Source organism: Streptomyces sp. NBC_00440 (assembly GCF_036014215.1).
Taxonomy (GTDB): Bacteria; Actinomycetota; Actinomycetes; order Streptomycetales; family Streptomycetaceae; genus Streptomyces.
Genome location: NZ_CP107921.1, coordinates 4,616,646 through 4,640,060, shown reverse-complemented (window position 1 = coordinate 4,640,060; position 23,415 = coordinate 4,616,646). Strand labels below are relative to the sequence as shown.

The following is a 23,415-nucleotide window of genomic DNA, read 5'->3' as shown; positions in this document are numbered from 1 at the left end:
CTCGTTACGGGTCTCTCGTTACGGGTCTCTCGTGGCGGCTTTCCCGTTACGACGCTGAAGGTGTGCCCGGGGTCGACGGCGGTGCTGTCGTCGGGGAGTCCGAGACGGTCGGGGTGGGGCTGGGCGTCGGGGCCGAAGAGGTCGGTGTCGGCGTGGGCGTCGGGCGGCCCGAAGGGGCCGGTCCCGAGGACGGACCGTTCGACGGGGTCGGGCTGCCGTGGCCGTGGTGACCGTGCCCATGGCCGTGGCCCCGGCCGTGGTTTCCGTCGCCCCGGCCGTACCCGTGGATCGACACGACGGCGCCCGACGGGTCCAGGGCGATCCGGGCCGACCAGGCGCCCGACGGTTCGCTGCGGTGGTCCACGTACACCCGGATCGTGATCGAGCCGCCCGGCGACAGGACGCCCGACGAGCTGCTGAGGTAGAGCCACGGCGCGCTCCTGGTGGCCGACCAGGAGAGGGGGCGGTCGCCGCCGTTGGTCAGGGTGATCGAGGTGCGTCCGCCGGACGCGCGGGCCGCGACGGTGAGGCCGCCGGCGGCCAGTGAGCCGTCACCCGCCTTCTGGTCCGCCGCGTCCGGGCTGATGACCTCGACGGACACGTCCGGCGAACTGCCGTCGTCGGCGAACGGGGTGTGCTGGGTGCGGGCGTTGCCCGCGTTCTCGTAGTGGTCGTACGGGCTCGCGCCGTTGCCGCCCGGCCCGTCGGCCTCGCTCGATGTCACCGAACCGCCGTGCCCCTCGCCGGTGGAGGGAGCGTGGCGGTACGCCACCCACAGGGCCAGCACCGGGGCGGCGACGACCGTCGCGACGACGGTGGTCGTCACGGCGCGCGAGCGCAGCCGGTCGCGGCGGGCGGCCCGGTCCTTCGGGTCCAGCGGGAAGCCCGTGCGGCCGAAGCGCGGGGCGTGGCCACGGGGGGCGTGCAGCATCGCCGTGTACGCGGCGGATCGTTCCGCCACGACGAGCGGCAGGGCCGCCGGGGTGGCCGGTGTGACGGTGGAGCCGGGCCAGGGGCCCGTCGCTCCGGCCCGCTCGGCGACCCGGCGGCAGCGCGGGCAGTCGTCCACGTGCCGGACGAGTTCGCGGCGGAGCGCCGTGGAGAGCAGGACCCGGTTGTCGCCGGTGAGCCGGGCGACGCTCGGGCAGTTGCCGGTCTCGACGACGGCGAGTGCCGCGCGGGTCCGCTCCACCTCGCAGGCTCCGGCGGCCAGCAGCTCGCGGGCAGCCGCGTGCTCCAGGCCGAGCACGGCGGCGACTTCGCGCGGGCCGAGGCCGTGGCGTACCGCGAGTTCCAGCGCCTCGCGCTGCTCGGGGGTGGTGCCGGCGGCCTCGGGCCAGGCAAGAGTGGCGAGATCGCGGCGCTGCCGCTCGGCGGCCTCGGCAGCTCCTGGCTGCTCGGGCGCGGGCGCGGGCTTGGGCTCCGGCGTGCGCCCGGTGTGTGCGCCGGGACGCAGCCGCTTCCGCTCGGCGAGCTTGCGCAGACAGGCCCAGCGCGCGAGGGCGTACAGCCAGGCCCGGCGGCTCTGTTCGCCCGAGGGGCAGCGGCTGAACTGGCGTTCCGAGACGGCGAGCACCTCGCCGAGTACGGCGGTGGCCTCCGTGTGGTCGCACAGAACGGAGAGGCAGTAGGTGAAAAGACCGTCCAGATATGCCTCGTAACGGACCGGCGGCCGCTGTTCCGCCGGGTGGGGGGCGCGCCGGTGCGCCCGGTGTGCGCCGGTGGTGTGTGTGGGGTTCTCCAGCCTGCTGCTCGTCACCCGGCGACGGTAGGCCGGTAATAGCCGCCTCCTAGCACCTCTTGAGGGCATTTAATCCTTACGGGTGAACGTATCCCTCAAAAGGGGACAGGAATCCCGGATTCCGGCAGCTGGCTCCCGGCCCCTCGCCCGGTGCCCATGAGGCGTACGGCCACTGTCGGTGCGGCCGGTTACGGTGGCGCCATGGCCACCCGTGCGAAGACCAGAGAACGGCCGTCCTACCGCTGCACCGAATGCGGGTACACGACGGCCAAGTGGCTGGGCCGCTGCCCCGAGTGCCAGACGTGGGGGACGGTCGAGGAGCAGGGCGGCGGGCCCGCCGTGCGGACGACCGCGGCCGGTCCGGTCAGCAGCGCCGCCGTCCCCATCGGCCAGGTCGACAGCCGGACGGCGACGGCCCGTTCGACCGGGGTCAACGAGCTGGACCGGGTGCTCGGCGGCGGTCTGGTGCCCGGCGCGGTCGTGCTGCTCGCGGGCGAGCCGGGCGTCGGCAAGTCCACGCTGCTGCTCGACGTCGCGGCGAAGGCCGCCGGCTCCGACCACCGCACGCTCTATGTGACGGCCGAGGAGTCCGCGAGCCAGGTCAGGCTGCGCGCCGACCGGATCCACGCGATCAATGACCACCTCTATCTGGCCGCCGAGACCGACCTCGCCGCGGTGCTCGGCCACCTCGACGCGGTGAAGCCGTCCCTGCTGGTCCTGGACTCCGTACAGACGGTGGCCTCATCCGAACTGGACGGTGCGCCGGGCGGTATGGCGCAGGTGCGCGAGGTGGCGGGCGCGCTGATCCGCGCATCCAAGGAGCGCGGGATGTCCACGCTGCTCGTCGGGCACGTCACGAAGGACGGCGCCATCGCCGGGCCCCGGCTCCTTGAGCACCTGGTGGACGTCGTGCTGTCCTTCGAGGGCGACCGGCACGCCCGGCTGCGGCTGGTCCGCGGCGTCAAGAACAGATACGGGGCCACCGACGAGGTCGGCTGCTTCGAGCTGCACGACGAGGGCATCACCGGGCTCGCCGACCCGAGCGGGCTGTTCCTGACGCGCCGTGACGAACCGGTGCCCGGGACCTGTCTGACGGTCACCCTGGAGGGCAAGCGCCCCCTGGTCGCCGAGGTCCAGGCGCTCACGGTCGACTCACAGATCCCCTCACCCCGGCGCACCACCTCCGGTCTTGAGACCTCCCGGGTCTCGATGATGCTCGCCGTCCTCGAACAGCGCGGCAGGATCAGCGCGCTCGGCAAGCGCGACATCTACACGGCGACGGTCGGCGGCGTGAAGCTCACCGAACCGGCCGCCGACCTGGCCGTCGCGCTCGCCCTGGCCTCCGCCGCCAGCGACGTCCCGCTCCCGAAGAACCTGGTGGCGATCGGCGAAGTGGGTCTCGCGGGCGAGGTCAGGAGGGTCACCGGCGTCCAGCGCAGGCTTGCCGAGGCCCACCGTCTCGGCTTCACCCACGCCCTCGTACCGACCGATCCGGGGAAGGTCCCCGCAGGGATGAAGGTCATCGAAGTGGCGGACATGGGGGACGCGCTGCGGGCCCTTCCGCGCCGTTCAAGGGCCCGCGCGCCCCAGGACGAGTGAGTGCGCCGGTAGACTTTGCCCTGGTCTCGCCTGTCCGTACGAGCCGGAGGAGTGCAGTGGCAGCCAATGACCGAGCAGCACCCGGGAGATCCGGCGGGAGCTCGTCCGGCAATGAAGCGCTGATGCGTGCCACGCTGAGCGCTGTCGCGCCCGGTACCGCTCTGCGCGACGGCCTGGAGCGGATCCTCCGCGGGAACACCGGCGGCCTGATCGTCCTGGGCATGGACAAGAGCGTCGAAGCGATGTGCACCGGCGGTTTCGTCATGGACGTGGAGTTCGCCGCGACCCGCCTGCGGGAGCTGTGCAAGCTCGACGGCGCGCTGATCCTCGACAAGGATCTGACCAAGATTCTCCGGGCCGGCGTCCAGCTCGTCCCGGACGCGTCGATCCCCACCGAGGAGACCGGCACCCGCCATCGCACGGCGGACCGGGTCTCCAAGCAGTGCGGCTTCCCCGTCGTCTCCGTATCGCAGTCGATGCACCTGATCGCGCTGTACGTGGACGGGGAGCGCCGGGTCCTGGAGGAGTCGGCGGCGATCCTGTCCCGCGCCAACCAGGCCCTGGCCACGCTGGAGCGGTACAAGCTCCGGCTGGACGAGGTGGCGGGCACGCTCTCCGCCCTGGAGATCGAGGACCTGGTGACGGTCCGGGACGTGACGGCTGTCGCGCAGCGTCTTGAGATGGTCCGGCGGATCGCCACCGAGATCGCCGAGTACGTGGTGGAGCTGGGCACCGACGGCCGACTGCTCTCCCTCCAGCTGGACGAGCTGATCGCGGGGGTCGAGCCGGAGCGGGAGCTGGTGGTCAGGGACTACGTGCCGGAGCCCACCTCCCCCAGAGCTGCCTCCGGGAGGGGCCCCCAGCGTTCGCGTACGGTCGCCGAGGCGCTGGTCGACCTCAACACGCTCAGCCACACGGAGCTGCTCGAACTGCCCGTGGTGGCAAGGGCGCTGGGGTACAGCGGCTCCCCGGAGACGCTCGACTCGGCGGTGTCGCCGCGCGGGTTCCGGCTGCTGGCCAAGGTGCCGAGGCTGCCGGGGGCGATCATCGAACGGCTGGTGGAGCACTTCGGCGGGCTGCAGAAGCTGCTCGCCGCCAGCGTGGATGATCTGCAGGCGGTGGACGGCGTCGGGGAGGCGCGGGCCCGTAGCGTCCGGGAAGGCCTTTCGCGGCTCGCGGAGTCGTCGATTCTGGAGCGGTACGTCTAGGCAGTGGCCCGGGGTGGGTGGGGTGCGGGCCTTTTCGGGGCTCCGCCCCCGGACCCCGCTCCTCAAGCTCCCCCAGGAGGGGGGCTTGAATTCGCCCGCCAGGACTTGATGTTTCCGGCTGGTCAGTCCTTCGTCAGGACCACCGATGTCTGCTTCACCGGCATTCCCGGGGCCTTCGCCTCGACCAGATAGGTGCCGGCCCCCGCCGTCTGCGGGCCCGGCTTCGTGCACTTCGGGGCCGACTTCTTACGGTCCCATTCCACCGTGTGCTTGATGGTGCTGTTGGCCGGGACCTGGAGGAGCACGGAACCGCCGTCCTTCGGGCAGTCCTTGGACGACCAGACGGCATGGTCGTCCGTGGTCGAGGTGATCGTGAGCACGGTGGCCTTCGGGCCGAAGTCGACCTTGCAGGCCGTCCCCGAGGTGTTCTTGGCGATCAGGTCGAACTTCAGCTTCTCACCGGGGGGATAGCTGTTCTTGGGGTTGTGCAGCGTCAACTGGACCGCTCCCGCAGTGCAGTCGGGGAGGCTGGAGCCCGCGGAGACTCGCCGGCCGTCGACGGCGCCTGCGGCGTCCGCGCCCGAACCGCCGCTTCCGGCTGTGCCGTTGGCACCGTCACCGCTGCCCGGGCCCGTACCGCCGGAGCCGCTGCCCGCCCCGCCGGAACCGCCCGAGCCAGAGCCCGAGCCCGAGCCGGAACCCGTATCCGAACCGGAGGACGAGCCCGATCCGCCGGAGCTGCCCGAACCACCGCTCCCGCCGGGCGCTTGACTGATCGCGGGGCCCGTTCCGGAGGGGCCCGGGGTGATGGAAGGGGCGGGATTGGCCCCCTTCGCGCCCGAACTGCCCTGCTTTCCGCCGCCGCCCGATGTCACCATCCATACGACCAGCAGGGCGAGCAGCGCAACCAGAGTCGCCGCTACTGCCCTCCGTCGCCAGTAGATGGAGGAGGGAAGCGGCCCGACCGGATTGCGCATAGATCCCACGGCGCAAACTGTACGAGAGATCAGACCCAACTCAGGCCCCACCCGCCGCCGTCCGTACAACTTTTACGGATCATCATTCCGCAGACCGTGCCCGGTGCCCCCGTCACGGGCCGCACAGCGTGAGCAGGATCGCTCGTGGTCACCGCTTCGGGATGATCCATACTGTCCGTCACCATGGACAGTTCTTCCGAGCTCTACCGAAATATCGTCGAATTCGCGCACTCCACGCCCTCCTGGGTGCAGCAGCTCATGGAGCTGTGGACCGAGGGCGGACTGCTGCTCTTCGCCGTGCTGTTCGTCTTCGTGTGGTGGCGGGCGCGTACGGCGTCCGCGCAGGCGATGGCTCTGGCGCTGATCGCTCCGCTGGGGACCGCCATCGCGTACGTCCTCAGCGAAGTGCTCAAGTCGGTGATCCACGAGGAGCGCCCGTGCCGGGCCGTGGCCGGGGCGATGAAACCGCTGATCGACTGCCCGGCGCCCGGCGACTGGTCCTTCCCCAGCAATCACTCGATCATCGCGGCCGCCGCGGCGGTCGGACTCTCCGTCGCCATGGTGCGGCTGGTCTGGCTGACCGTGCCGGTCGCGGTGCTGATGGCCTTCTCGCGGGTCTTCGTCGGTGTGCACTATCCGCATGACGTGATCGTCGGGCTGCTCCTCGGCGCGCTGATCGGGCTGCTCGTCATCGAGGGGCTGACCCGGCCCGTACGGTCGCTGGTGGAGACGGTGCGGTCGAGCGACATCAGCGCGGCGGCCTGGTTCGTGGGGCCGGGGGCCCCGAACTGAGAGGATCGGATGTGCCATGACTACAACCACTGAACCTTCGACGAATCCGACTAATCCCCCGAATCCGCCGACTCAGATGACCCCGACGCCTCAGATGACTCCGACGCCTCAGACGCCGACGCCTCAGACGCCCTCGGCGACTCCGGCGTCCGCTCCCGACGCCGCCGGCCTGCACTCCTCCGTCATCACCTGGTTCGGCGCCAACGCCCGCGATCTGCCCTGGCGCCGCCCCGAGGCGGGCGCCTGGGGGGTCATGGTCAGCGAGTTCATGCTCCAGCAGACCCCTGTCGTACGGGTGCTGCCGGTCTACGAACAGTGGCTGGCCCGCTGGCCGCGCCCGGCCGATCTGGCGGCCGAGGCCCCGGGTGAGGCGGTCCGGGCCTGGGGCAGGCTCGGATATCCGCGCCGCGCCCTGCGCCTGCACGGAGCGGCCCAGGCCATCACGGAGCGGCACGGCGGCGAGGTGCCGTCCGAGCACGGGCAGCTGATCTCGCTGCCCGGTATCGGCGAGTACACGGCTGCGGCGGTCGCCTCCTTCGCGTACGGCCGGCGCCATGCGGTCCTGGACACCAATGTGCGGCGGGTCTTCGCCCGTGCGGTCAGCGGCGTCGAGTACCCGCCGAACGCCACCACGGCCGCCGAACGCAGGCTGGCCCGCACCCTGCTCCCCGACGACGAGACCACCGCGGCGCGCTGGGCCGCGGCCTCCATGGAGCTGGGCGCGCTGGTCTGCACGGCCAAGAACCCCGAGTGCGGGCGCTGCCCCATCGCCGGGCAGTGCGCCTGGCGGCTGGCCGGCAAACCGGCACACGCGGGGGCGGCGCGGCGCGGACAGACGTACGCCGGTACGGACCGCCAGGTGCGCGGCAAGCTGCTCGCGGTGCTGCGGGACACGCCGGGTCCCGTACCGCAGTCGCAGCTCGACGCGGTGTGGCACGAGCCGGTGCAGCGGGCCAGGGCGCTGGACGGGCTGGTCTCCGACGGGCTGGTCGAGCCGCTGGCGGGCGGGGTCTACCGGCTGCCGCTGACCTGAACCGATCATCCGGATCTGCCCGTTCCCGTTTTAAACCTGATCGCCGTTACACAATCGATGGGCAGCCGTGCGTCTGCCGACGGCTGGTACGCACAGCTCCGTGACAACGCCTCCGTAGCTTCGTGGACAGACCACAGAGCAGTTTGAACACGGGGAACGACGGAGGCGGTTGGGTATGGCGCACGGTGAGGTGCTCGAATTCGAGGAGTATGTACGCACCAGGCAGGACGCCCTGCTGCGGAGCGCCCGCCGGCTGGTGCCCGACCCCGTCGACGCCCAGGACCTGCTGCAGACCGCGCTGGCGCGCACCTACCGCCGCTGGGAGGGCATCGCCGACAAGTCGCTGGCCGACGCCTACCTCCGCCGCGTCATGATCAACACCCGTACGGAGTGGTGGCGCGCCCGCAGGCTGGAGGAGGTCCCCACCGAGCAGCTGCCCGACGCGAGCGTCGAGGACGGCACGGAGCAGCACGCGGACCGCGCGCTGCTGATGGACATCCTGAAGGTGCTCGCTCCCAAGCAGCGCAGTGTGGTCGTCCTGCGACACTGGGAGCAGATGAGCACCGAGGAGACGGCTGCCGCACTGGGCATGTCGGCCGGTACGGTGAAGAGCACACTGCACCGGGCCCTTGCACGGCTCAGGCAGGAGCTGGAGAGCCGCGACATCGACGCGCGTGCGCTGATCCGTGGGGAACAAGAGATGGGGCGGGAGCGGTGCGCGGCCTGACAGAGGGCCCGGAGGACGGTCCGGGCGGCCCCGGAGACGACGACGGCCGGGGTGCAGTGGCCGGGTCCAGGGTGGCCAGAACCAGAAGAGGCACTCTGGCGGCGAGCGTCACGGCGGTGGCCGGGCTCGCCGTCGTCGGCCTGTTCGTGGCGGGCTGCGACTCGGGTGGTACGGGGACACGCGACGAGGGAGCGGCCCATTCGGTCCCCGCGGTCGCGCCCACCAAGGATCCGGGGTCGGCGGCCGCGACCAAGCCCGGCGAGCGGGTGAACCCGGTGGGTCTCCTGAAGCAGGACCCGATGGTCAGCCCGGCGGTCAAGCGCGACCTCAAGCCGTGCTCGGGCAGCGACTACCCGGTCGACGTCTCGTACGCGCGGCTGACCGGCGGCGACGTCGCCGATGTCGTGGTGAACGTGATGACGTGCCGCAGTGCGGTGGGGGTCGCCACGTACGTCTACCGCGCGCACGGCGGCTCGTACAAGAACGTCTTCGGCTCGGAGGCCGCGCCCGTCTACTCCGAGATCGACCGGGGCGATCTCGTGGTGACGAAGCAGCAGTACGCGAAGGGCGACTCGATGTCGTACGCGTCGAGCGAGGACGTCATCACGTACCACTGGACGAACAACAAGTTCGCGCAGACCGACGCCGTGCACACCGACTTCAGCCGGGCGGTCGGTGATGGGGACACCGACGGAGACACCGGCGGGGACACCGCCACCACCAGCCCCAGCAACTGAGAGAGCAGCGGGATGGCCGAGACCCATGTCCTCTTCGTCGAGGACGACGATGTGATCCGCGAGGCGACACAGCTCGCCCTGGAACGGGACGGTTTCCGCGTCACCGCGATGCCCGACGGGCTCTCCGGACTCGACGCGTTCCGCACCAACCAGCCCGACATCGCCCTGCTCGACGTCATGCTGCCGGGGCTTGACGGGGTCTCCCTGTGCCGCCGGATCCGTGACCAGTCGACCGTCCCGGTGATCATGCTGTCGGCCCGCGCCGACTCGATCGACGTGGTGCTGGGGCTGGAGGCCGGAGCCGACGACTACGTGACCAAGCCGTTCGACGGCGCGGTCCTGGTGGCCCGCATCCGGGCCGTTCTCCGCCGGTTCGGACATGCGAGCGGCACAGGTACGGACAGTGACGCCGAGCCGGACGAGCGCGGCGTGCTGGCCTTCGGCGACATCGAGGTCGACACGGAGGGCATGGAGGTGCGCAGGAGCGGCACCCATGTGGCGCTGACCCCGACCGAGATGCGGCTGCTCCTGGAGTTCTCTTCGGCGCCGGGCACGGTGCTCTCCCGCGACAAGCTCCTGGAGCGGGTCTGGGACTACGGCTGGGGCGGTGACACCCGGGTCGTGGACGTCCATGTGCAGCGGCTGCGGACAAAGATCGGACAGGACCGGATCGAAACGGTCCGCGGCTTCGGATACAAGCTGAAGGCATGAAGCACCTCGCCCTGCGCACCGGCGTCCGGTGGCTGCGTCCACCGGGGGACAACCCCCGGACCCCCGGCCGGAGAAGCCCCGTGGTCGGCCCGCGTCGAACAGGAACGCCGACATGAAGCACCTCGCCCTGCGCACCGGCGTCCGGTGGAAGATCAGCATCGCCATCGCCGGGGTCGGCGCGCTCATCGCTGTCGCGCTCAGCCTCGTCGTCCACAACGCGGCCCGCGTCTCCATGCTCGACAACGCACGGGACACTCAGGTCGTCCGGCTCCAGTTCGCCCTGCGGCTCTTCGAGGCGAAGAAGCAACAACAGCAGCAGCCGCAGCTCGGCTCCAAGGTCAATGACCCCAGCCTGCCCAGGGAGCTGCGGCGCCGGGCCGCCGAGAACCGGATCTCCACCCTGGTCGTCGAGCACTCCAACGGGATCCCCGACGTCTGGGCGGCCGCCCCGCTCTCCGACGGCGACGTGCTCTCACTGCACAGCCGTTACGGCAGCAGCGCCTCCGTCCTGCAGGACCTCGACCGGGCGCTGATCATCGGCTCGGTCTCGGTGGTGCTCGGGGGCAGCGCGCTGGGCGTGCTGATCGGCGGCCAGCTCTCGCGGCGGCTGCGCAAGGCGGCCGCGGCCGCGACCAAGGTGGCACAGGGCGGCACGGACGTCCGGGTGCGGGCCGCCATCGGCGGTTTCGTACGGGACGAGACGGATGAGCTGGCCCGCGCCGTGGACGCGATGACCGACACCCTGCAGGAGCGGGTGGAGGCCGAGCGCCGGGTCACGGCCGATATCGCGCACGAGCTGCGTACGCCGGTGACCGGGCTGCTGACGGCCGCGGAGCTGCTGCCGCCCGGCAGGCCGACCGAGCTGGTACGCAACCGGGCGCAGGCGCTGCGGACCCTGGTCGAGGACGTACTGGAGGTGGCCAGGCTGGACAGCGCGTCCGAGCGGGCCGAGCTCCAGGAGATCGCGCTGGGCGAGTTCGTCAGCCGCCGGGTGTCGATAGTGGCGCCGGACGCGCAGGTCCGGGTGGTGCACGAGTCCTGGGTCAACACCGATCCGCGGCGCCTGGAGCGGATCCTCGGCAATCTCCTCGGCAACGCGGCCAAGCACGGCGGGACGCCGGTGGAGGTCACGGTCGAGGGACGGGTGGTGCGGGTGCGCGACCACGGGCCCGGCTTCCCCGACACGCTGCTGCGGGACGGGCCGAGCCGCTTCCGTACGGGCAGCAGCGACCGGGCGGGTGTCGGGCACGGTCTGGGGCTGACGATCGCGGCCGGGCAGGCCAAGGTGCTCGGGGCGCGGCTGACGTTCCGCAACGCGGCACCGGAGGGGGCGAAGGAGACGGGCGGCGCCATCGCGGTGCTCTGGCTCCCGGAACACGCGCCGACCGTCACGGGAAGCTTCCGCGCCCTGACCCGGCCCTCGTGACCACATAACGGCGGCGACGGCGCCGGTATATGTACGCGTACGGAGCGGGCCCCGGATGCATCGCGCATCCGGGGCCCGCTCTCGTACACGTACTGCGGCCTACGGCTCCTGCACCGGTGCGGGGGCGTCAGGCCCGCCGCGCAGGGCGACTTCCTTGACGAAGACGGCGGCCGCGATGACCGCGAGTCCGGCGACGGCACCCAGCAGGAATCCGCCGTGGGTTCCCGCGGCGACCGCGTACTGGTACGCGTCCCGGGCCTTCTCCGGCAGCTTCGCCAGGCTCGCCGCGTCCAGCTGCGCCGAGGGGAGCGAGACGCCCTTGCCCATCCGCGCGGTCATCTCGTCCTGCACCTTGCTGGTGAAGAGCGCACCCATGATCGAGACGCCGAAGGAGGAGCCGAGCGTACGGAAGAGGGTGGTCGAGGACGAGGCGACGCCCATGTCCTTCATCTCGACGCTGTTCTGCGCGACCAGCATGGTGATCTGCATCAGGAAGCCCATACCGGCGCCGACCACGGCCATGTAGACACCGGTCGTCAGCCGGGTGGTGTGGACGTCCATCGTGGACAGCAGATACAGCCCGACGATCATCAGGGCGCCGCCCGCGATCGGGAAGACCTTGTACTTGCCGGTGTTGGTGGTGATCCGGCCCGCGACGAGCGAGACGGCCATCATCGCCAGCAGCATGGGCATCAGCAGCAGACCGGAGTTGGTCGCGGACGCGCCCTGCACCGACTGCTGGAACAGCGGCAGGAAGAGCATCGCGCCGAACATCACGAATCCGGTCAGGAAGCCGATGACCGACATCAGTGTGAAGTTGCGGCTGCGGAAGATGTGCAGCGGCACGATCGGTTCGGCGGCCTTGGTCTCCCAGAAGACGAAGCCGATCAGCGCGGCGACGCCGATGAAGATGAGCTCCATGACGATGGCCGAGCCCCAGGCGTACTGCGTACCGCCCCAGGTGGTGACCAGCACGATCGAGACGATGCCGATGGTGAGCAGCGCCGTACCGAGATAGTCGATCCGCCCCCGGGACCGCTTCTTGGGCAGGTGCAGCACGGTCGTGACCATGGCGAGCGCGACCGCGCCCAGCGGCAGGTTGATGTAGAAGGTCCAGCGCCAGCCGAGGTGGTCGGTGATGGCACCGCCGACGAGCGGCCCGCCGATCATCGCGACCGCCATGACGCCGGCCATCATGCCCTGGTACTTGCCGCGCTCACGCGGCGGAATCAGGTCGCCGATGATCGCCATGACGCCGACCATCAGGCCGCCGGCGCCGAGGCCCTGGATGGCCCGGAAACCGATGAGCTGGCTCATGTCCTGCGCCATCCCGCTCAGCGCGGAGCCGATCAGGAAGATCACGATGGAGGCGAGGAAGGCGCCCTTGCGCCCGTACATGTCGCCGACCTTGCCCCAGATGGGCGTGGAGGCCGCCGTCGCCAGTGTGTACGCGGTCACCACCCAGGACAGGTGTGCCAGCCCGCCCAACTCGCCGACGATGGTCGGCATCGCGGTGTTCACGATCATGTTGTCGAGCATCGCGAGCAACATCGCGATCATCAGCGCGAACAGCACCACCCGGACGCTGCGCGGCTGTGGCTCGGTCTTGCCCCCCGCTTCCGATCTCGCCAGTTCTGCGGTTTCCGACACGTACCCCACCACTCCCCTGAACCTGCCGGGCCTCGGTCTGTTTACTTACTTGCCGCCCGGCTAGTTTGATTACACCGAGAGAAGGTAGCCTTGTACTAGCCGGGCGTCAAGTAAGTATCGCGGGAGAGCACCAATGGGCAGCAGAGGAAACACCCGCCAGCGGATCCAGGACGTCGCGCTGGACCTCTTCGTCGAGCAGGGATACGAGAAGACCTCGCTCCGGGAGATCGCCGAGAAGCTCGATGTCACCAAGGCGGCGCTGTACTACCACTTCAAGACCAAGGAAGACATCCTCATCAGCCTCTTCCACGACCTCTCGGCACCCATCGACGAGGTCATCGCGTGGGGCCAGGGCCGGCCGCGCAGCCTGGAGACGAAGACGGAGGTCCTGCGGCGCTACAGCGAAGCGCTCAGAGGCGCGGCGCCGCTCTTCCGCTTCATGCAGGAGAACCAGGGGACGGTACGGGAGTTGAGCGTTGGCGAGAACTTCAAGAACCGGATGCTGCTCCTGCTCGACCTGGTCAGAGCGCCCGACGCGTCACTGACCGACCAGGTCCGCTGCTTCTCCGCGCTGTTCACCATGCACGCGGGATCGTTCGCCCTGAAAGACGCCGAAGGCGACCCCGAGGACAAGCGCAAGGCTGTCCTCGAAGTCGCCATCGATCTCATGACCCAGGCCCATCTGGAGGCGGGCGCGGGGCGTCAGGATCCGACCGAGCAGGTCAGAACTTCACGCCGTGGGCCTTCAGGAACGGCATCGGGTTGAAGCCCGAGCCGTAGTTCGGTCCCGTGCGGACCTCGAAGTGCAGGTGCGGGCCGGTCACGTTGCCGGTCGCACCGGACTTGGCGATGACCTCACCGGTCTTCACGGTCTGGCCTATGTGGACGTCGATCTCCGACAGGTGCGCGTACTGCGAGTACGTGTTGTCGCTGTGCTTGATCTCGATCGCGTTGCCGTACGCCGGGCCGTCGCCGCCGCCGTTGGGGCCGGCCTTCACGACGGTGCCGCCGTGCGCGGCCATGACCGCGGTGCCGGTCGGGACGACGAAGTCCTGACCCGAGTGCTTGTGGGACCACATGTGGCCGGCCTCGCCGAAGGGCTCACCGATCACGGGGTGCGCGACGGGCGAGATCCACTCGTTGGCGGCCTTCTTCGCCTGGGCGGCCTTGGCGGCCTTGGTCTCCTTCGCCGTCTTGGCGGTGTGCTGGGCGGCCTTCGCCTGGGCGCTGGCCTGGTGGGCGAGCGCGGTGGCGACGTTCGGGGTTCCTGCGGCTGCGGTGGCCGGGTGTGCGTCGGCAGCGACCGCGACCCCGGCTCCCAGCGCGACCGACACTCCGAGCCCGGCGGCTACGACCGCAGCGCGGGTGCGAAGCGGGGACCGGCGGGACACGTGGGACGTGGTGTGCTTCTGCATACGTGGGATCTCCGTACGTAAGTGGACCCAACCGAACAGGTCGGGCGGACCACTCATTGGTAACCCATTCCGCGTAGCACCCAAAACGCCCATCTACGACATTGCGTCGTAGGGCAAGCGCGGAAGAAGTCCCCTCGGATCACGGGCCCGGACCGCCCCGCATCCATGGACACCGATCCGCACGGGGACGTTTAAGCACAGATCGCCCGGGCAAGGATCGGCCCCGCGCGGTCCGTGCCCGCCGAGGGCCGAAAGTCCCGGGCGGCCCGGTCCGGAAGGCCCGGCAGCCGTCGGCACCGCACCCCCTAGGCCGGGTAGTAGGCCATAACACCCCTGTGGCCCATGTCACCGGCGAGGGACCAACGCCTGTCCGTTTCGGGACCTTCGGCGGGGCCTTCCCTGTCGGTCCTGGTGCCATTACCTCCGGCGTAATCGACCCGCGGCGGCGTCTGCAGCAGGCTCTTGGCTTGCAAGCACCGAAGCCCGGACCGACAGGGGAGGCCCCGATGCCGTACTTCACCACCACCACCGATGGCACCCGGCTGCACTACATCGACTACGGGGACCGCGAGGCGGACCGGACCCTCGTCTTCATCAACAGCGCGTACTTCGGTACGGAGATGTGGGAGCGCCAGATGCTTCCGCTGGCCGCCGACGGCTACCGCTGCGTCGGCCTGGACCGGCGCGGCCACGGCCGGTCCGACGACGTGTGGGGCGGGTTCGATCTCGACACGCTCGCCGACGACATCGGGGCGCTCCTGGACCATCTCGGCCTGACGGACGTCACGCTCGTCGGGCACTCGCTCGGCGCGGCGGAGGCCGTCCGGTATCTGACCCGGCACGGCAGCGCGCGGGTGGCACGGCTGGCACTGGTTGCGGGACTGGTGCCCGGGCTCGTCCGTACCGCCGACCATCCCGGCGGGCTGGACCCGGCGGCCGTGGAAAGAGGCAATGAGGCGATCCGCCGGGACCGGTACGCGTTCTTCGCGGACGGGGTCGATGCCTTCTTCGCTCTGCAGCTCCCCGAGAACCAGCGCCGGCTCCCCGATGGCCGGCATCCGGAGAACCGCCTCTCCGACGCGTACATGAGCCATCTGGCAGCTCGCTGCACCGGAGCGACCCTGCGTGCCACGGCTGCCATGTGCGACCTGGTCGTCACGCTGGACCTCGCCCCGGAGATGTCCGCGATCGATGTCCCGGCGCTGGTGGTCCACGGGACGCACGACGCCTCGACGCCCCTCGACCTCACCGGGCGCCGCTCGGCCGCGCTGATCCCGGAGTCCGAGCTGCGGATATACGAGAACGCCGGGCACGGCCTGTTCGCCACTCACGGGGACCGGCTCACCGCGGATCTGCGGGAGTTCGCGAAGGCGTGAGCTGCGGACGGCACCGGCCCGGGCGAGGGCAGGGCTGCCGGTGACGCGGAAAGGGCGGCCCCGGAACCGATGACCGGTTCCGGGGCCGCCCTTTCGCTGCTCGGGCCGTTCAACGCATCGGCGTCAGACGTCCTTCGTCATGTTCGGGCCGGAGCCACCGGCCGCCTGCTCAATCGGCGGGGCGTCGGGCAGAGCCGACTTCTCCTCGCCGCGGAAGGTGAACTTCTTCTCCTCACCCTCGCCCTCGACACCGACGACCACGATGTGACCGGGGCGCAGCTCACCGAAGAGGATCTTCTCGGAGAGGATGTCCTCGATCTCCCGCTGGATCGTGCGCCGCAGCGGACGCGCGCCCATGACCGGGTCGTAGCCGTGCTTGGCGAGGAGCGACTTGGCGTCCGGGCTGAGCTCCAGGCCCATGTCCCGGTCGCGCAGCCGCTCGTCGACCTTCTCGATCATGAGGTCGACGATCTGGATGATGTCTTCCTCGGTCAGCTGGTGGAAGACCACCGTGTCGTCGACACGGTTCAGGAACTCGGGGCGGAAGTGCTGCTTCAGCTCCTCGTTGACCTTGGCCTTCATCCGGTCGTATCCGGTCTTGACGTCGCCCTGGGCCGCGAAGCCCAGATTGAAGCCCTTGGAGATGTCCCGGGTCCCGAGGTTGGTCGTCATGATGATGACCGTGTTCTTGAAGTCCACGACCCGGCCCTGGGAGTCGGTCAGACGACCGTCTTCCAGAATCTGGAGCAGGGAATTGAAGATATCGGGGTGGGCCTTCTCGACCTCGTCGAAGAGAACGACCGAGAACGGCTTCCTGCGCACCTTCTCGGTGAGCTGGCCGCCCTCTTCGTAACCCACGTATCCGGGGGGAGAACCGAAGAGACGGGAAACCGTGTGCTTCTCGCTGAACTCCGACATGTCGAGGGAGATCAGTGCGTCCTCGTCGCCGAAGAGGAATTCGGCGAGCGTCTTGGAGAGCTCGGTCTTACCGACACCGGACGGGCCGGCGAAGATGAACGAGCCACCGGGGCGCTTCGGGTCCTTCAGACCCGCACGCGTACGGCGAATCGCCTGCGACAGGGCCTTGATGGCGTCCTTCTGCCCGATGACGCGCTTGTGGAGTTCGTCCTCCATGCGGAGCAGCCGCGAGGACTCCTCCTCGGTGAGCTTGAAGACCGGGATACCGGTGGCCGTGGCCAGGACCTCGGCGATCAGCTCGCCGTCGACCTCGGCGACGACGTCCATGTCGCCGGCCTTCCACTCCTTCTCCCGCTTGGTCTTCGCGGCCAGCAGCTGCTTCTCCTTGTCGCGGAGCGAAGCTGCCTTCTCGAAGTCCTGGGAGTCGATGGCCGACTCCTTGTCGCGGCGGACGTTCGCGATCTTCTCGTCGAACTCGCGGAGGTCCGGCGGCGCGGTCATCCGGCGGATGCGCATCCGGGAGCCGGCCTCGTCGATCAGGTCGATCGCCTTGTCCGGCAGGAAGCGGTCCGAGATGTACCGGTCGGCCAGGGTGGCGGCCTGGACCAGGGCCTCGTCCGTGATGGAGACACGGTGGTGGGCCTCGTAGCGGTCCCGCAGACCCTTGAGGATCTCGATGGTGTGCGGGAGGGAAGGCTCCGCCACCTGGATCGGCTGGAAGCGGCGCTCAAGGGCCGCGTCCTTCTCCAGGTGCTTGCGGTACTCGTCGAGCGTGGTGGCACCGATGGTCTGGAGCTCTCCACGGGCGAGCATCGGCTTCAGGATCGAAGCCGCGTCGATCGCGCCCTCGGCGGCGCCCGCACCCACCAGGGTGTGGAGCTCGTCGATGAACAGGATGATGTCGCCGCGGGTGCGGATCTCCTTGAGGACCTTCTTCAGCCGCTCCTCGAAGTCACCGCGGTAGCGGGAACCGGCGACGAGCGCGCCGAGGTCGAGGGTGTAGAGGTGCTTGTCCTTGAGGGTCTCGGGCACCTCACCCTTGACGATGGCCTGCGCCAGGCCCTCGACGACCGCCGTCTTGCCGACGCCGGGCTCGCCGATGAGGACCGGGTTGTTCTTGGTACGGCGCGACAGCACCTGCATGACCCGCTCGATCTCCTTCTCGCGCCCGATGACCGGGTCGAGCTTGGATTCGCGGGCGGCCTGGGTGAGGTTGCGGCCGAACTGGTCCAGGACGAGCGAGGTCGAGGGCGTGCCCTCGGCGGGACCGCCTGCGGCGGCGGTCTCCTTGCCCTGGTAACCGGAGAGCAGCTGGATGACCTGCTGCCGTACCCGGTTCAGATCGGCGCCCAGCTTCACGAGGACCTGGGCTGCGACGCCCTCGCCCTCGCGGATCAGACCGAGCAGGATGTGCTCCGTACCGATGTAGTTGTGGCCGAGCTGAAGAGCCTCCCGGAGCGACAGCTCCAGGACCTTCTTGGCACGAGGGGTGAAGGGGATGTGGCCGGACGGGGCCTGCTGCCCCTGACCGATGATCTCCTCCACCTGCTGGCGGACCGCCTCGAGCGAAATCCCGAGGCTCTCCAGGGCCTTAGCGGCGACACCCTCACCCTCATGGATAAGGCCCAGGAGAATGTGCTCGGTGCCGATGTAGTTGTGGTTGAGCATCCGGGCTTCTTCCTGAGCCAGGACGACAACCCGCCGCGCGCGGTCGGTGAACCTCTCGAACATCGTTAATCGCTCCTCAGAGCGGTCGGGCAGCGAGGGGTCGGTCCCCTCCCAGTCCTTCCGCATGCTAGTCCCGCGGGGCGGGACAGCTCATTCCAACTGCCGACACCCGTCCATGGCCTCCGGCCCGAACAGCCGACAACTGCTCCAACCCGATGGTGCGAGACGATGTTCCCGCAGGCCAGGCAGATACCCCTGTCTCCAGTACGCCGATGGCGAACGTGAGACCGCCTGAACCGCGTGTCGCCCCTCCCCACTAGGTATGTCTTACCCGCAGACACTGACAGTCCATGCGGCGCGCGACGGTTCCCCTCAGCTACGGGCGAACATCCGGGCGCTCCTGAACACATCCGCGCGCCTCTTGTTCATCAACAGAACGCAATCAAACGGAAGCACTCCGTAACCCTGGCGCATTCCGGGAGTTGCTCAGTCATGGCCTGTACCGTTCCGTCCCCCCGCGAACCGGCCGACAGCACGCGCACCATCACCGGAAGCGCCAGAACCGGAAGCGGCAGTGCCGACAGCACCCTGCACTGGTACGAGTCCCGGCTGGGCTGGGCCGCGGTGGCCGGACCGCCGGTCCGGCTGCTGACCGGGCTGCGTTTCGACGTACTCGACCTGCCGTCCGACGCCGGGTTCGCGCTGTTGCGCAGGACGCCCGTCACGGGACCGGTGGCGCTGGAGGGCTCCCGGGTGCGGCTGCTGGTGGCGGCGGGCAGCGCCGACGAGCTGCCGGGGCTGCTCGACTGGCTGGAGTGGGGCGGGATCGCACTGGATCTGACCGCCATGGGCGCGGGCGGCCTGATCGGGGCTCCCGTGCCTCCCGGACTGCGCGGCGCACAGGGGGCCGCCCGCTGGTTGCGACCCCCCGGGCCGGGGCGCGATGTGGAGCCGGCCCTGCCCGTGTTCAGCCGGTTCGGGGAGCGGGGCGGCGCTCCCGACCTGGTACGGCTCGTGGAAGCGGCGGCGACGGAATGCCACCGGGCCCGGATGGTGCGTATCGCTGCGGCTTTCCGGGGGGCGCCCCCCGGAGCCCGGACTGCGGTTGTCCGGGGTGCGAACCCCGGACCTCCCGGAAATCAGCCGTTGGCCTTCTCGTAGGCCTCACGGATGTCCGCGGGCACACGGCCGCGGTCATTCACGTTGTAACCGTTCTCCTTGGCCCACTTACGGATCTCGGCGGTGTCCTTGTTGCCGCCGACCGCGATACGGGCCTTGCCGCGGCCGCCCGCGCCACGGCCACCGGTGCGCCGGCCACCCTTGGCGTACGGCTCAAGCAGCGTGCGGAGCTTGTCCGCGTTCGCCGTGGTGAGGTCGATCTCGTAAGTCTTGCCATCCAGAGCGAACGTCACGGTCTCGTCCGCCTCGCCGCCGTCGAGGTCATCGACAAGAAGGACCTGAACCTTCTGTGCCACTGGATTTCCTTTCATCGAAAAATTCAGTACGCGGAAAGGAAACCGCTTTTCCCTGGAAAACACAAACCCCCGGCAGAGGTTCAGGAGTGCAAGAACACGGGAAACATGCGCGATTCGGACATAGGGTTCCGATGCGAAGTGCCCCTCACAGGTGCAGAAGCATCCGGCTGTTGCCCAAGGTGTTCGGCTTCACCCGTTCGAGACCGAGGAACTCGGCGACTCCCTCGTCATAGGAACGCAGCAGCTCGCTGTAGACATCTCCGTCGACAGGAGTCTCACCGATCTCGGTGAAGCCGTGCTTCGCGAAGAAGTCGACTTCGAAGGTGAGGCAGAATACCCGGCGCACCCCGATCCACCGCGCTGTCTGCAACAGCTTGTCGAGGACCTGGTGGCCCACTCCGGCACCCTTGAACTCGCGGTCCACCGCGAGAGTGCGCACTTCTGCGAGGTCTTCCCACATCACATGGAGTGCGCCGCAGCCGACGACCCTCGCGTCGTCGTCGCGTTCCGCGACCCAGAACTCCTGGATGGACTCGTAAAGCGTCACCGTCGCTTTGTCGAGCAGGATCCGCTCGCGCACGTACGCGTCCAGGAGTCCGCGCACCGCCGGGACATCGCTGGTCCTGGCTCTGCGGACGGTGAGGGCTTTTGCTCGCGTACCTGGCATGTGCAAGACGTTATCGCCCTGCGTCTCCCTCACGGTCATCGCGGTCCGCATCCCCCTGAACGATGCGCAAAGCATCACGGAGTGCATCGCGCTGCTCGGAGGACATCATGCCGAAGAAGGCGACAAGCGCGGCCGCGGAGTTGTCACTCGTGGACCAGGCTTCGTTCATCAGTGCGGCCGAGTAGGCGGCTCGGGTGGAGACCGCCGTATATCGATAGGCACGGCCGTCCACTTCCCGGCGTACCCAGCCCTTCTGATGGAGATTGTCCAATACGGTCATCACGGTGGTGTAGGCGATGGTCCGGTCGCGTTCGAGGTCTTCCAGGACTTCCCTGACAGTGACCGGACGGTTCCACTCCCAGACCCGTGACATCACGGCGTCTTCCAGCTCTCCCAATTGACGGGGCACATCTGCACCATAGTGCGAGATGTCACGAATAGCTGGTTATTAGCGCAGAAAACACAGAAAAGGGCGTACGGCATGAAATGCCGTACGCCCTTCGAGCACAGACGCGGTCAGGCGGTGCTGCCGCCTGTCGGCTGGACCGCGGCCTCGGCGCGAGCGATCGCCGCGTCCACGGCCGCGTCTTCCTTGGCCTTGTTCGGGCCGCCCTGGGTCTTCACGATCGTTCTCACGACGATCGTGAAGAACACGGCCATCACCACGGGGGGCACAAGCGCGGAAACGTAGTCCATACGGACAGAGTAGCTATCCGGTCAGTGAGTGTTGCGACGGGGGCGCCGCCGGCTTGCGGCGTGGCGGGAAGACCTCGGACGGCTTGGGGGCCGGGCGGGGCTTGACCGGGGCCTTGTCCGGTGCCGGACGCTTCGGCTGTTCGGGGTCGTCCGACGTACGGCCGCCGGGCAGTGCGAGCAGCCGGGTGCGCGGGCCGGGGGTCACGGCGCGGCCGGCGAGCCGGGCGCGTACCGACTGCTCGGCCAGGGCCCGGCAGCGCCTCAGCAGGGCCTCGCCCGACGGTGCGCCGCGCAGGGCGCGCAGTGCGGCGAGGTCCTCGGGGCGGGGGTCGTAACCGGCGGCCAGGGCGTCCTGGAGCAGCTCCGTGTAGCTGCTCGCCGTGCCGGGGAGTGCGTCGCGGTAGCGGGCGAGGTCGGCGAGGAGGAAGGCGCGCAGTCTGCCCGTCTCGGCGATGGTCTCGTCCACGGACTCGGCGAGACGCAGACAGTCCTGGACGTCCTCTTCTGCGACGGGGGTCGGGTTGAGGGCGATGGCAAGGGCGCGTCGGAGCACACGCAGCTCATCCGCGCTGAAGGCCATGCCGCCTCGGGATCCGTAGGGCGTGGGCATGGAACGACGATACGTACTAAAGGGACAATATCCGCTTAATGGACTGGTGGCGGCGCGGCGGGGGATACGGCGGGGATACGGTCGGCCCCGCGCGCCCCGGCCCGGCCCGCCCCGGCCGCCACCCGCGTCATGGACCGGGGTGGCGGCTGCGTCCGGCTACCGGTTCACAGCCGGGCGACGTTCCGCTCGTACACCAGGCGCAGCCCGATCAGCGTCAGCCACGGCTCGTGCTCGTCGATGACCGTGGCCTCGCTGAGCACCATCGGGGCGAGACCGCCGGTGGCGATGACCGTGACGTCCGCCGGGTCGTCGGCGAGTTCCCTGGCCATCCGGTTCACCACGCCGTCGACCTGTCCGGCGAAGCCGTAGATGATGCCGGACTGCATCGCCTCCACGGTGTTCTTGCCGATCACGCTGCGCGGGCGGGCCAGCTCGATCTTGCGGAGCTGGGCGCCCTTCACCCCGAGCGCCTCGACCGAGATCTCGATGCCGGGGGCGATGACACCGCCGGTGTACTCGCCGCGCGCCGACACCGCGTCGAAGGTCGTCGCCGTACCGAAGTCGACGACGACGGCAGGGCCGCCGTAGAGCTCGACGGCGGCGACCGCGTTGATGATGCGGTCCGCGCCGACCTCCTTCGGGTTGTCCACCAGGATCGGGACGCCCGTCCTGATGCCGGGCTCGACCAGGACGGCCGGGACGTCGCCGTAGTAGCGGCGGGTCACCTCGCGGAGTTCGTGCAGGACGGAGGGGACGGTCGAGCAGACCGCGATCCCCTCGATGCCGTCGCCGAGTCCGCGGCCCAGCAGCGGGTGCATACCCATCAGGCCCTGGAGGAGTACGGCGAGTTCGTCGGCGGTGCGGCGGGCGTCGGTGGAGATGCGCCAGTGCTCCACGATCTCGTCGCCGTCGAACAGGCCGAGGACGGTGTGGGTGTTGCCGACGTCGATGGTGAGCAGCATGGATTACTCCGCCTCGCGCAGGTCGAGACCGATGTCGAGGATCGGCGAGGAGTGCGTGAGCCCGCCGACCGCGAGGTGGTCGACGCCCGTCTCCGCGTAGGCGCGGGCCGACTCCAGGGTGAGCCGCCCCGAGGACTCCAGGAGGGCGCGGCCGCCGACGAGTTCGACGGCCTCCGCGGTCTGCTCCGGGGTGAAGTTGTCCAGCAGGATGAGGTCGGCGCCCGCGTCCAGGACCTCGGTGACCTGGGCGAGGGTGTCCACCTCGACCTCGATGGCGAGGTCGGGGAACTCGGCGCGTACGAGCTTGAACGCCTCGGCGACACCACCGGCCGCGACCACGTGGTTGTCCTTGACCAGAGCCGCGTCGGAGAGCGACATCCGGTGGTTGACACCGCCGCCGCAGCGCACCGCGTACTTCTCCAGGGCGCGCAGCCCCGGTGTGGTCTTGCGGGTGTCGCGGACCTTGGCCTTGGTGCCTTCCAGTACGTCGGCCCAGGCGCGGGTCGCGGTCGCGATGCCGGAGAGGCGGCACAGCAGGTTGAGCGCGCTGCGCTCGGCGGTCAGCAGGTCACGGGTGCGGGTGGTGACCGAGAGCAGCTTCTGGCCGGCGGCGACGCGCGCGCCGTCCTCGACGTGCCGCTCGACCTCGAAGGCCTCGGTGCAGACGATGGAGAGCACCGCTTCGGCGACGCGCAGGCCCGCGACCGTACCGGCCTCGCGCGCGGTGAAGTCGCCGGTGGCGACGGCGTCGGCGGGGACGGTCGCGACGCTCGTCACGTCCACGCCCCCGTCGAGGTCCTCGTCGATGGCGAGGTGCGCGATGTCCTCGACCAGCACCGGGTCGAGCCCCGAAGCGGCCAGGAGCTGGGCGAGGGCGGGGTCGAGACCGCACTCCATCGGGTCGGCATCGGCATCGGCGTCGCCGAAGCCGTCGCCGCAGGCGCACGCGTCGCCGCAGCCGCCCGCCGGCTCGGCGCTCACGGCGTCGTCGCCGATCTGGTGGAGGGGGAGGTCGGGGGTGGTCACG

General features: G+C 69.8%; 23 protein-coding genes. 11 read left to right on the top strand and 12 right to left on the bottom strand.

Going from position 1 to position 23,415, the window contains the following annotated elements:
• Positions 1–46: 46 nt before the first annotated feature.
• The gene (locus OHB13_RS20885) at positions 47–1,759 is read right to left on the bottom strand and encodes a BACON domain-containing protein (RefSeq protein WP_328378115.1); all 1,713 of its coding nucleotides are present in this window, start codon (positions 1,757–1,759) and stop codon (positions 47–49) included.
• A gap of 183 nt (positions 1,760–1,942) precedes the next feature.
• Between OHB13_RS20885 and radA the strand changes: the two genes are divergently transcribed.
• Together radA and disA are read left to right on the top strand one after the other, a co-directional pair.
• A complete protein-coding gene (gene radA, locus OHB13_RS20880) occupies positions 1,943–3,340 on the top strand; it encodes a DNA repair protein RadA (protein ID WP_266854640.1) in 1,398 nt (465 codons plus the stop codon).
• Positions 3,341–3,396: 56 nt separating this feature from the next.
• Positions 3,397–4,548, top strand: coding sequence for a DNA integrity scanning diadenylate cyclase DisA (gene disA / locus OHB13_RS20875; protein WP_266854642.1), 1,152 nt, complete (start codon positions 3,397–3,399; stop codon positions 4,546–4,548).
• Between the two features lie 122 nt (positions 4,549–4,670).
• Here disA and OHB13_RS20870 read toward each other — a convergent pair whose 3' ends face one another.
• A complete protein-coding gene (locus OHB13_RS20870) occupies positions 4,671–5,525 on the bottom strand; it encodes a hypothetical protein (protein WP_328380351.1) in 855 nt (284 codons plus the stop codon).
• Positions 5,526–5,708: 183 nt separating this feature from the next.
• Between OHB13_RS20870 and OHB13_RS20865 the strand changes: the two genes are divergently transcribed.
• The 6 genes from OHB13_RS20865 to cseC all read left to right on the top strand — a co-directional run bounded on the left by OHB13_RS20865 (position 5,709) and on the right by cseC (position 10,951).
• On the top strand, positions 5,709–6,317 hold the full coding sequence (locus tag OHB13_RS20865; RefSeq protein WP_328378114.1) for a phosphatase PAP2 family protein: 609 nt from the start codon (positions 5,709–5,711) through the stop codon (positions 6,315–6,317).
• A 94-nt stretch (positions 6,318–6,411) separates the two neighbouring features.
• Positions 6,412–7,350 (top strand): A/G-specific adenine glycosylase, encoded by a 939-nt coding sequence (locus tag OHB13_RS20860; RefSeq protein ID WP_328378113.1) that lies wholly within the window; start codon positions 6,412–6,414, stop codon positions 7,348–7,350.
• Positions 7,351–7,525: 175 nt separating this feature from the next.
• Positions 7,526–8,077 (top strand): SigE family RNA polymerase sigma factor, encoded by a 552-nt coding sequence (locus OHB13_RS20855; protein WP_266854649.1) that lies wholly within the window; start codon positions 7,526–7,528, stop codon positions 8,075–8,077.
• Positions 8,065–8,814: a hypothetical protein gene (locus OHB13_RS20850; RefSeq protein ID WP_328378112.1), complete on the top strand. Its 750-nt coding sequence runs from the start codon at positions 8,065–8,067 to the stop codon at positions 8,812–8,814. Before OHB13_RS20855 ends, OHB13_RS20850 begins: the two co-directional genes overlap by 13 nt.
• Before the next feature lie 12 nt (positions 8,815–8,826).
• Positions 8,827–9,525: a two-component system response regulator CseB gene (gene cseB, locus OHB13_RS20845; RefSeq protein ID WP_328378111.1), complete on the top strand. Its 699-nt coding sequence runs from the start codon at positions 8,827–8,829 to the stop codon at positions 9,523–9,525.
• 112 nt (positions 9,526–9,637) lie between these two features.
• Entirely contained in the window at positions 9,638–10,951 is a 1,314-nt protein-coding gene (gene cseC, locus OHB13_RS20840; protein WP_266854654.1) for a two-component system sensor histidine kinase CseC, read from the top strand.
• A 99-nt stretch (positions 10,952–11,050) separates the two neighbouring features.
• Here cseC and OHB13_RS20835 read toward each other — a convergent pair whose 3' ends face one another.
• Positions 11,051–12,601, bottom strand: coding sequence for an MDR family MFS transporter (locus OHB13_RS20835; RefSeq protein WP_328378110.1), 1,551 nt, complete (start codon positions 12,599–12,601; stop codon positions 11,051–11,053).
• 133 nt (positions 12,602–12,734) lie between these two features.
• On the opposite strand from OHB13_RS20835, the gene OHB13_RS20830 reads away from it, so the two are divergent.
• Positions 12,735–13,367, top strand: a complete 633-nt coding sequence (locus OHB13_RS20830) for a TetR/AcrR family transcriptional regulator (RefSeq protein WP_328378109.1) — start codon at positions 12,735–12,737, stop codon at positions 13,365–13,367.
• On the opposite strand, the gene OHB13_RS20825 is transcribed toward OHB13_RS20830, so the two are convergent.
• A complete protein-coding gene (locus OHB13_RS20825) occupies positions 13,324–14,016 on the bottom strand; it encodes a M23 family metallopeptidase (protein WP_328378108.1) in 693 nt (230 codons plus the stop codon). The genes OHB13_RS20830 and OHB13_RS20825 overlap by 44 nt on opposite strands.
• A gap of 506 nt (positions 14,017–14,522) precedes the next feature.
• Here OHB13_RS20825 and OHB13_RS20820 point away from each other — a divergent pair.
• Complete coding sequence (locus tag OHB13_RS20820; protein ID WP_328378107.1) at positions 14,523–15,392, top strand: alpha/beta fold hydrolase; 870 nt, start codon at positions 14,523–14,525, stop codon at positions 15,390–15,392.
• Positions 15,393–15,515: 123 nt separating this feature from the next.
• Here OHB13_RS20820 and OHB13_RS20815 read toward each other — a convergent pair whose 3' ends face one another.
• Entirely contained in the window at positions 15,516–18,041 is a 2,526-nt protein-coding gene (locus OHB13_RS20815; RefSeq protein WP_164264107.1) for an ATP-dependent Clp protease ATP-binding subunit, read from the bottom strand.
• A gap of 429 nt (positions 18,042–18,470) precedes the next feature.
• Here OHB13_RS20815 and OHB13_RS20810 point away from each other — a divergent pair, with 429 nt between their 5' ends.
• The gene (locus OHB13_RS20810; RefSeq protein WP_328378106.1) at positions 18,471–19,139 is read left to right on the top strand and encodes an SCO3374 family protein; all 669 of its coding nucleotides are present in this window, start codon (positions 18,471–18,473) and stop codon (positions 19,137–19,139) included.
• Here OHB13_RS20810 and OHB13_RS20805 read toward each other — a convergent pair.
• From OHB13_RS20805 to nadC, 7 genes are all read right to left on the bottom strand, one after another.
• Positions 19,118–19,453 carry a histone-like nucleoid-structuring protein Lsr2 gene (locus OHB13_RS20805; RefSeq protein WP_266854665.1) on the bottom strand — a complete coding sequence of 112 codons (336 nt, stop codon included), beginning with the start codon at positions 19,451–19,453 and terminating at the stop codon, positions 19,118–19,120. The genes OHB13_RS20810 and OHB13_RS20805 overlap by 22 nt on opposite strands.
• Positions 19,454–19,598: 145 nt before the next feature.
• Positions 19,599–20,120: an amino-acid N-acetyltransferase gene (locus tag OHB13_RS20800; RefSeq protein ID WP_164264100.1), complete on the bottom strand. Its 522-nt coding sequence runs from the start codon at positions 20,118–20,120 to the stop codon at positions 19,599–19,601.
• 10 nt (positions 20,121–20,130) lie between these two features.
• Positions 20,131–20,529, bottom strand: a complete 399-nt coding sequence (locus OHB13_RS20795; protein ID WP_266854666.1) for a BlaI/MecI/CopY family transcriptional regulator — start codon at positions 20,527–20,529, stop codon at positions 20,131–20,133.
• A 107-nt stretch (positions 20,530–20,636) separates the two neighbouring features.
• Positions 20,637–20,816 (bottom strand): hypothetical protein, encoded by a 180-nt coding sequence (locus tag OHB13_RS20790; protein ID WP_266854668.1) that lies wholly within the window; start codon positions 20,814–20,816, stop codon positions 20,637–20,639.
• Between the two features lie 13 nt (positions 20,817–20,829).
• Positions 20,830–21,396 carry a hypothetical protein gene (locus OHB13_RS20785; protein WP_266860817.1) on the bottom strand — a complete coding sequence of 189 codons (567 nt, stop codon included), beginning with the start codon at positions 21,394–21,396 and terminating at the stop codon, positions 20,830–20,832.
• A gap of 194 nt (positions 21,397–21,590) precedes the next feature.
• On the bottom strand, positions 21,591–22,388 hold the full coding sequence (locus tag OHB13_RS20780) for a type III pantothenate kinase (RefSeq protein ID WP_164267894.1): 798 nt from the start codon (positions 22,386–22,388) through the stop codon (positions 21,591–21,593).
• A 3-nt stretch (positions 22,389–22,391) separates the two neighbouring features.
• Positions 22,392–23,414 carry a carboxylating nicotinate-nucleotide diphosphorylase gene (gene nadC / locus OHB13_RS20775; RefSeq protein WP_328378105.1) on the bottom strand — a complete coding sequence of 341 codons (1,023 nt, stop codon included), beginning with the start codon at positions 23,412–23,414 and terminating at the stop codon, positions 22,392–22,394.
• Between the last annotated feature and the right edge of the window lies 1 nt (position 23,415).